This window comes from Trueperaceae bacterium (assembly GCA_019454765.1).
GTDB lineage: Bacteria > Deinococcota > Deinococci > Deinococcales > Trueperaceae > JAAYYF01.
Genome location: JACFNR010000005.1, coordinates 61,364 through 68,582 on the forward strand (window position 1 = coordinate 61,364; position 7,219 = coordinate 68,582).

Sequence of the window (7,219 nt, forward strand, 5' to 3'; positions counted from 1 at the left end):
TGCCGGCGCCCGGCCCAGTGCCGGCGCCCGGCCCAGTGGACCGGCGCCGCTCACCCCACCAGGTACAGGAGCTCCATCAGCGCCCCCGGCACGTCCACGTCCTTGAGGCCGCGGCGCTTGACGCTGAACCCGGGCGGGTAGCGCGTGGGCTCCACCTGGAACGGCAGCGCCTTGAGGCGCTTGGCGTCGTAGTCGAGGCCCTCGAGGTCGGCGGCGAACGCCACCTGCACGTCCGTCATGTGCTCCTTGATGGTCGCCACCCCCTTGGCGCCCGCCAGCAGCCGCAGGCGCGTCAGCTCGATGAAGGCTCGCACCTCGCTCGGGAACGGCCCGTACGCCTCGCGCATCTCGCGCGCGGTGCGGTTCACCTCGGCCAGGCCCTCGGCCTCCGCCAGGCGACCGTAGTAGTTGATGCGCACCGCGTCGTCCTGCACGTAGCTGGGGCTCAGGCGCGCGTCGACGCTCAGGTCGACGGTCACCTGCGGCGCCTCCGCCCGCCGCGCCTCGCCCTTCAGCTTGGCGACCTCCTCGGCCAGCATCTCCGTGTACACCTCTATCGACACGGCGCTTATGTGGCCGTGCTGCTCGGGGCCGAGCAGGTTGCCGACGCCCCTGATCTCCATGTCCTTCTCCGCGAGCAGGTGCCCCGAGCCGAGGTCGTTCAGCTCGGCGATGGCGTATAGCCGCCGCTGCGCCTGCTCCGTGAGCCGACCCGGGTAGAGCATGTACGCCCACGCCTCCGTCTCGCGCCGCCCCACGCGGCCCCGCAGCTGGTAGAGCTGCGCCAGCCCGAGGCGATCGGCGCGCTCGATGACCAGCGTGTTCGCGCCGGCGATGTCTAGCCCGGACTCCACGATGGTGGTCGACAGGAGCACGTCGTAGGCGCCCTCCTCGAAGCCGAGCATGATCTGCTCCAGCTCCGACTCCCCCATCTGACCGTGCGCCACCCCGACGCGCGCCTCGGGCACGAGCTGACCGAGCGTGCGCGCGCGCAGGCCGATGGAGCCGATGCGGTCGTGGATGTAGAAGACCTTGCCGCCGCGTTCCAGCTCGTACAGCACCGCCTCCCGCACGACGAGCGGGTCGTAGGGTTGGAGCACAGTCTGGATCGGCTTGCGCCCCTGCGGCGGCGTCATGATCTGCGACACGTCGCGCAGGCCGACGAGGCTCATGTAGAGCGTGCGCGGTATGGGGGTGGCGGAGAGCGACAGGACGTCGAGGTTGGCCCTCAGGCTCTTGAGCCGCTCCTTCTGCCCCACCCCGAAGCGGTGCTCCTCGTCGACGATCAACAGCCCCAACGCCTTGTACTCGATGGCCTCGTTCAGTAGCCGGTGGGTGCCCACGACCACGTCGACGCTGCCGTCCTTGAGGCCCGCGAGGATGTCGCGCGCGTGCGCGTCGCTCGTGAAGCGCGATAGGCTCTCGACCCGCACGGGCAGCCCCGCGAACCGCTCCCGGAACGTCTCGTAGTGCTGCCGCGCCAGCACCGTGGTGGGGACCAGCACGGCCACCTGCGCCGAGTTCCCGACGGCGCGGTGCGCCGCGCGGATGGCCACCTCCGTCTTGCCGAAGCCGACGTCGCCCGACACGAGGCGCTCCATGGGCACCTCGCGCTCCATGTCGCTCAGCACTGCTTTGACCGCCGTGCGCTGGTCCGGGGTGAGGGTGAAGGGGCAGTTGCGTTCGATGAGCACGTCCCACTCCGGCACCGGCGGGAAGCTCGTCCCCTTGCTCACCTGCCGCTTCGCGTAGGTCTTGATCAGCTCCGCGGCCAACGCCTCGGCCGAGGCGCGGGCCTTCTCGCGAGCCCGGGCCCACTCGTTGGTGCCGAGCGTGGAGAGGCGCGGCGGGTCGTCCGTGGTGCCGGGGTGGCGCCTGAGGAGCGGGAGGAGCTCGACCGGCAGGTAGAGCTTCCCCTCCCCCGCGTACTGCAGCCGCAGGTAGTCGCGCACGACGCCCACCACCTGGCGCGGTTCCAGTCCGAGGAAGCGGCCCACGCCGTGGTCGGGGTGGATGAGGTAGTCGCCCACCGTCAGCTGGGCGGCGTCGTGCACCCGCTTGCCGCTCAGCTTGGTGGCCTTGCGGCCCCCCTGGTAGCCGTAGAGGAGCTCCTCGGTGACGACCACCTCCTTGCGCGCCTCCGACTTGTAACCGCCGCCGACGGCCGCCGCCAGCGCCAGGGTGACGCGGCCGGGGTGGTGCTCGACGCGGTTGCGCCAGTGCGACTCGAACTCCCCGATGACGCGCTCCCGCAGGTAACGGCCGGAGCGTTCGAACTTGAGGAGGAGCTGCACCGAGTAACCGTCGTGCAACCACATGTGCAGGTCGCTGGTGAAGTCGCTGAGCTTGCCGCGGTAGTAGGGCAGCGCCTCGAGGTCGGCGCGGCGCTCCTCGAGCGCCAGCGGGTCGCGCCCGAAGGAGACGACGGCGCGCGCCGCCAGGTGGCTCCACAGCCACTCGGCGGCGTCGCCTGACAGGTCGCCGGCGTAGAGCTCGGGGGCGTCCAGGTAGACGGCGCCGGGTAGCGCCGCGAGCAGCCGTGACGTGAACCCGGCCCGCTGGGCGTCGCCGAGGCGGCGCGGAGCGAGGACGAGGCGTTCGAGCGGCTCACCTACGCTCGTCAGGGCGTCGAGCTCGTCGCCGAAGAACTCGAGCCGCACGCTCCCCGGCGGGTCCTCGGGCAGCGGCGCGTCGTCCGCGTCGTCGTCTCTATCCTGGGCCCCATCCTCGGCCCCCGCCAACGCTTCGGTGTAGAGGGTGATGGTGTCGCCGCGCACGGTGAAGCCGGGTGCCGCGTCCCGCGTGTACCCGTACTCGATGAGCCGGTCGAGCAGCTCCTCCCGCGGGTAGCGGCCCCCCTTGACGAGCTCGACGGCGTAGCGCTCCGGGTCCTCGGGGAAGGGCGTCACGGCGTGGCCGAGAGAGAGCACGACCTTCTCCCGGCGGTCGTGCCAGTCGGCCAGCTCCGGGTCGACCGACCGCGGCGCACCGAACAGGTGGGTGTCCTGGTAGAGGGGGAGGCGGTCCGCGGTCGTCACGAGCACGGCGGCACCCTCGTGGCGCGCGAACGCCATGAGGCGCGCGGCGGCCGGGAGCCCGAGGTAGCGCCCGCCGGCGGCCACCTCGGGCGGCGCGGCGCGCAGCTCCTCGGGCGGTGGTTCCTTGATGGATCGGCTCAACGGCTACCCTTCCCGTGCGCGGCACGGACGCGCGCCCGGGTGCCCTCACTCCTTGGGGGAGTCGGCACCCGGGGCAGCGATCGCCAGACGGTACGCCTCGTTCCTGGGCACTCCCAGGGCCACGAGGGCGCTCTGCAGAAGCCTACCGCGCACGCCGGCCCCGGCCAGTGCCTCGGCCAGCTCGGCGGGGCGTTGCTCGGCGGCGGGGGGCGGTTCCGGCGCCGGCCCGATCACCACCACGATCTCGCCGCGCACGTCGCGGCCCGCGAACGCCACGGCGACCTCGCCGAGCGGACCGCGCACCGTCTCCTCGTGGAGCTTCGTCAGCTCCCGGCTGACGCTGGCGGGCCGGCCGGGTCCGCAGGCGCGCGCGAGGTCGCCGAGCGTGGCGGCCAGGCGTTGCGGCGCCTCGTAGAGCACGCTCGTGGCACCCGAGGCGGCGATACCGGCCAGGCGCCTGGCGCGCTCGCTCCCCTTCCGGGGCAGGAACCCCTCGAAGGTGAAGCGCGCCGTCGGCAGCCCCGAGAGCACGATGGCGGGCACCAACGCCGTGGGTCCGGGCAGGGCCTCGACGGTGGCGCCCATGTCGAGCGCCAAGCGCACCAGCTCCGCGCCCGGGTCGGAGATGCCGGGGCTGCCGGCGTCGGTTACGAAGGCGACGTGGGCGTGCGCCTCGAGCAGGGCCGGGGCGCGCGCGGCTATGGTGTGGGCGTCGAGGCGCTCGAGCCGGGTGGTCACCCCGTAGTGGTCGAGGAGCACGCGGCTGCGGCGGGTGTCCTCGGCCGCCACGACGTCGGCGCCGCGCAGCTCGGCGACGGCGCGGTGGGTCATGTCTGCCAGGTTGCCTATCGGGGTGGGCACGAGGACGAGGCGGGTGGCGCTCACGGCTCGTTGCCGCCGGCGCGCCGGCGCGCGGCCGCCCGGGCGCGCGCGTACCAGCCGAGGCTCACGGCGACCGCGACCACGAGGCTGACGGCCACGCCCGCGCCGCGAGGCAGGCCGAGCGACTCGGCCAGGCGCGCCAGCAGCGGCAGCGTGAAGGTGGCGGCCGCCAGGACCCCAAGCAGGGCGGCGTAGTTCACGGCAGCGTCCTCGTCACCAGCCCAGGCTACCAGGTGCGAGCGGGCGTCCACGACGGCCCGCGGGGCGGCGGAGCGCTACGATACTCCCCGGGGGTAAGGGAGGGTTCGTGTCGACCGTCACGACCGCGGCGGACGCCGCCGCCAAGCGCAGGATCCTCAACCGCCTCAAGCGAGTCGAGGGACAGGTCCGCGGCCTGCAGCGGATGATCGACGAGGAGCGTGCCTGCAAGGAGGTCCTGACCCTGCTGGTGGGGGTGCAGCGGGCGCTGGACGCCGCCGGGGACGAACTCCTCGAGAACTACCTGACGCGCTGCGAGCCGGAGCTAGCCAGCGGGGAGCAGGACCTGGGGGAGCTGCTCGCGACGATCAGGCTCGCGCGGCGCTGAGCGCCCGTGGGCGAGGGCGCGTCCCCGCCTAGCGGCCGCCCGCCACGAAGCGGGTGAGGGCCGTGGTGGGGTAGTAGTGGCCGAGGATCCGGCCGTAGTCGTAGCCGGACAGCGCCAGGGCGCGGGCCCCGTACTGGCTCATGCCGACCCCGTGACCCCAACCGGCGCCCTTCAGGTCGAGCCCGCCGGTCACCGAGAAGCGCATCGACTTCAGGCCCCAACCGCGGGCGAGGCTCCTCAACTGGACCCCTTCCAACACGCGCGACCCCCCGCTGCCCGTCACCTCGAGCGCCGCGACCCGACCCGACTCGCTGACGCGCACGACGCGCAGCGAGGTCACGGCGCCGACGCCCACGCCGGCGGCCGCGAGGCTGGCGGAGACCAGGCGCGGGTCGAGGCGCGCCGTCCAGGCGCGGTGCGGGCCCGACGTCTGCACGTCCTGGAAGGCGACGAGGTACGGGATGCGCGTGCCCCAGACCTCCTGGCTCGACGCCACCGCCCCACCCGAGTCGGAATGGTAGTAGGTCTTCGCCGCCTCCCCCTGGTAGGTCACGACCACCCCCGCCGTGGCGGCGATCGCCTCGTCTGTGCGGGGGTGTTCGGCCTCCACTCCCCGGTAGACCTGGCACTCGTCCGTGGCGCAGAGATCGTAGCGCGCGGTCGGGTCGAGGGAGGTAAGCGTGTAGGAGCGCGCCGCCACCGCCTGCGCCTTCAACGCCTCCAGCGGCCAGGAGGCGGCCATCTCGGCGGGCACGACGCCCCGCAGGTACGCCTCGAGGTCGAGGACGTTGACGACCTCGACAAGGTCGCCGACGGCGCTCAGGCGGATGCTGCCCCTGTAGCGGCGCCCCGCCACCTCGAGCGTGCCTCCGTCCGCCTCGAACGTGAGGTTGGCGCCGACATCGTGCCCGTCGACGACGAGCGCGCCGCCCCGCACGGTCACCGGCCAGGCGAGCCCGGCGGGAGTCGTGGCGCGCCCCGCCGCCGTGATCACGCGGTGGGGTCCAGACGCGATCACGGTGACCTCGGGCGCGGTGGCCAGCAGCACGCGGACCGGGGTGGGCGCGGCGACGTACGCCTGCGCCAGCGCCGCCGGACCCACCGCGAGGACGAGGCAGAGGAGGAAGTGTGCCGGGGGTTTCAGGTGGCGAGGACGACGCGGCATGGCTGCCCAAGTATGACCCGCACCGCTCGAGGCCGCGTCCGACATACTCCACAGCCGGGTCGCGGCGTGGCACGATGGGGCATGTTCAGAACGGATCTGTTGCAGGACAAGGTCGTCTTCGTGACCGGCGGCGGCAGCGGCCTCGGCCTGGCCATGACGCGCCGCTTCCTCGACCTCGGCGCGCACGCCGTCATCGCCAGTCGCAGGCTCGAGCTGCTCGAGGAGCGCGCCGCGGCGCTCGAGGCGGAGACGGGACGCGCCGTCCTGCCCGTCCAGCTCGACGTGCGCGACCCAGAGGCGGTGACGCGCGCCCTCGACGCCGCCTTCGCCCGCTTCGGCAAGGTCGACGCGCTCGTCAACAACGCGGCGGGCAACTTCATCTCCCCCACCGAGCGCCTGTCGCACCGCGCCTTCGACGCCGTGTTGGGGATCGTGCTGCACGGCACCGTCTACCTGACGCTCGAGCTGGGCAAGCGGTGGATAGCGGCGGGGTCGCGGGGGTCCGTCCTCTCGATCGCCGCCACCTACGCCGAGCGGGGCTCGGGCTACGTGGTGCCGTCCGCCGTCGCGAAGGCGGGCGTCGTGGCGCTGACCCGCTCACTGGCAGGCGAGTGGGGCAAGTACGGCATCCGGCTCAACGCCATCGCACCGGGGCCGTTCCCGACGCCGGGTGCCTGGAGCCGGCTACTGCCGACGAAGGAGATCGAGGAGCTGTTCGAGAGCCGCGTCCCGCTCGGGCGCGTGGGCGACCACCTGGAGCTGGCCAACCTGGCGAGCTACCTGCTGTCCGACGAGGCGGGGTTCGTGACCGGCGACCTGGTCTACATAGACGGCGGGGAGAGCGCCTTCAACGCCGGGGAGTTCAACCTGCTCGACGCGGTGACGCCCGAGCAGTGGGACGCGCTCGCGGCCGCGCGGCGCAAGGAGTGACGCGGCCTACAGGTCGGTCCCGCCCGGCACCTTCAACGTGAACAGGCCCGTGGCGCCCTGGTAGCGCATGACGACCGTGTACTCGCCGCTGCCGCCCTCGAACACGCGGTCGAGCGCGGCGCGCTGCCCGGCGCCGTAGGTGGCCTCGAACAGCTTGGTCTCGCTGCCGGCCGCGGCGCCCGTCTGGAAGCTGCTGGGGCGCTGGTAGCGCACCTCCACGGTGACGCTGCCGGCCTTCACGTCGCCGGTGAAGCGCACGGGCATGTCCGTGCGCTGGAGCGTGCGGCGCGACGTGGTGGCGGTGAAGTCCTTCTTGTAGACGAAGACCGGGGTCTGGCCGGGGATGCCGAGGTACCACCCGCGCGTCTCGCCCACGGCGAAGAAGACGATGGCGAGGATCACCAGGAAGGTGAGGAAGCCACGCATGCGGGGAGTATACCGGGCGCGCGGCGAGAGGCGAGTGGAGCATCCCGCAGT

7 protein-coding genes are annotated in these 7,219 nt (G+C 73.0%); 2 read left to right on the top strand and 5 right to left on the bottom strand.

The features are described 5' to 3' along the window. Positions 1-50: 50 nt before the first annotated feature. From mfd to H3C53_02825, 3 genes are all read right to left on the bottom strand, one after another. Entirely contained in the window at positions 51-3,074 is a 3,024-nt protein-coding gene (gene mfd, locus H3C53_02815) for a transcription-repair coupling factor (GenBank protein MBW7915609.1), read from the bottom strand. A 150-nt stretch (positions 3,075-3,224) separates the two neighbouring features. Next, positions 3,225-4,010 (bottom strand): rRNA small subunit methyltransferase 1, encoded by a 786-nt coding sequence (locus tag H3C53_02820; GenBank protein MBW7915610.1) that lies wholly within the window; start codon positions 4,008-4,010, stop codon positions 3,225-3,227. 50 nt (positions 4,011-4,060) lie between these two features. Next, the gene (locus tag H3C53_02825; GenBank protein MBW7915611.1) at positions 4,061-4,261 is read right to left on the bottom strand and encodes a hypothetical protein; all 201 of its coding nucleotides are present in this window, start codon (positions 4,259-4,261) and stop codon (positions 4,061-4,063) included. 152 nt (positions 4,262-4,413) lie between these two features. Here H3C53_02825 and H3C53_02830 point away from each other — a divergent pair, with 152 nt between their 5' ends. Beyond that, positions 4,414-4,647, top strand: a complete 234-nt coding sequence (locus H3C53_02830; protein ID MBW7915612.1) for a metal-sensitive transcriptional regulator — start codon at positions 4,414-4,416, stop codon at positions 4,645-4,647. A gap of 28 nt (positions 4,648-4,675) precedes the next feature. Here the strand turns inward: H3C53_02830 and H3C53_02835 are convergent, their stop codons facing one another. Beyond that, entirely contained in the window at positions 4,676-5,812 is a 1,137-nt protein-coding gene (locus H3C53_02835; protein ID MBW7915613.1) for a SpoIID/LytB domain-containing protein, read from the bottom strand. Positions 5,813-5,893: 81 nt separating this feature from the next. Here H3C53_02835 and H3C53_02840 point away from each other — a divergent pair, with 81 nt between their 5' ends. Then, complete coding sequence (locus tag H3C53_02840; GenBank protein MBW7915614.1) at positions 5,894-6,742, top strand: SDR family oxidoreductase; 849 nt, start codon at positions 5,894-5,896, stop codon at positions 6,740-6,742. Positions 6,743-6,748: 6 nt separating this feature from the next. On the opposite strand, the gene H3C53_02845 is transcribed toward H3C53_02840, so the two are convergent. After that, on the bottom strand, positions 6,749-7,168 hold the full coding sequence (locus H3C53_02845; protein ID MBW7915615.1) for a hypothetical protein: 420 nt from the start codon (positions 7,166-7,168) through the stop codon (positions 6,749-6,751). Positions 7,169-7,219: the final 51 nt, after the last annotated feature.

Coding starts and splice junctions, on each gene's coding strand:
- H3C53_02820 (MBW7915610.1), bottom strand. CDS start 4,010: ATGACCCACCGCGCCGTCGCCGAGCTGCGCGGCGCCGACGTCGTGGCG.
- H3C53_02840 (MBW7915614.1), top strand. CDS start 5,894: ATGTTCAGAACGGATCTGTTGCAGGACAAGGTCGTCTTCGTGACCGGC.
- H3C53_02835 (MBW7915613.1), bottom strand. CDS start 5,812: ATGCCGCGTCGTCCTCGCCACCTGAAACCCCCGGCACACTTCCTCCTC.
- H3C53_02845 (MBW7915615.1), bottom strand. CDS start 7,168: ATGCGTGGCTTCCTCACCTTCCTGGTGATCCTCGCCATCGTCTTCTTC.
- mfd (MBW7915609.1), bottom strand. CDS start 3,074: ATGGCGTTCGCGCGCCACGAGGGTGCCGCCGTGCTCGTGACGACCGCG.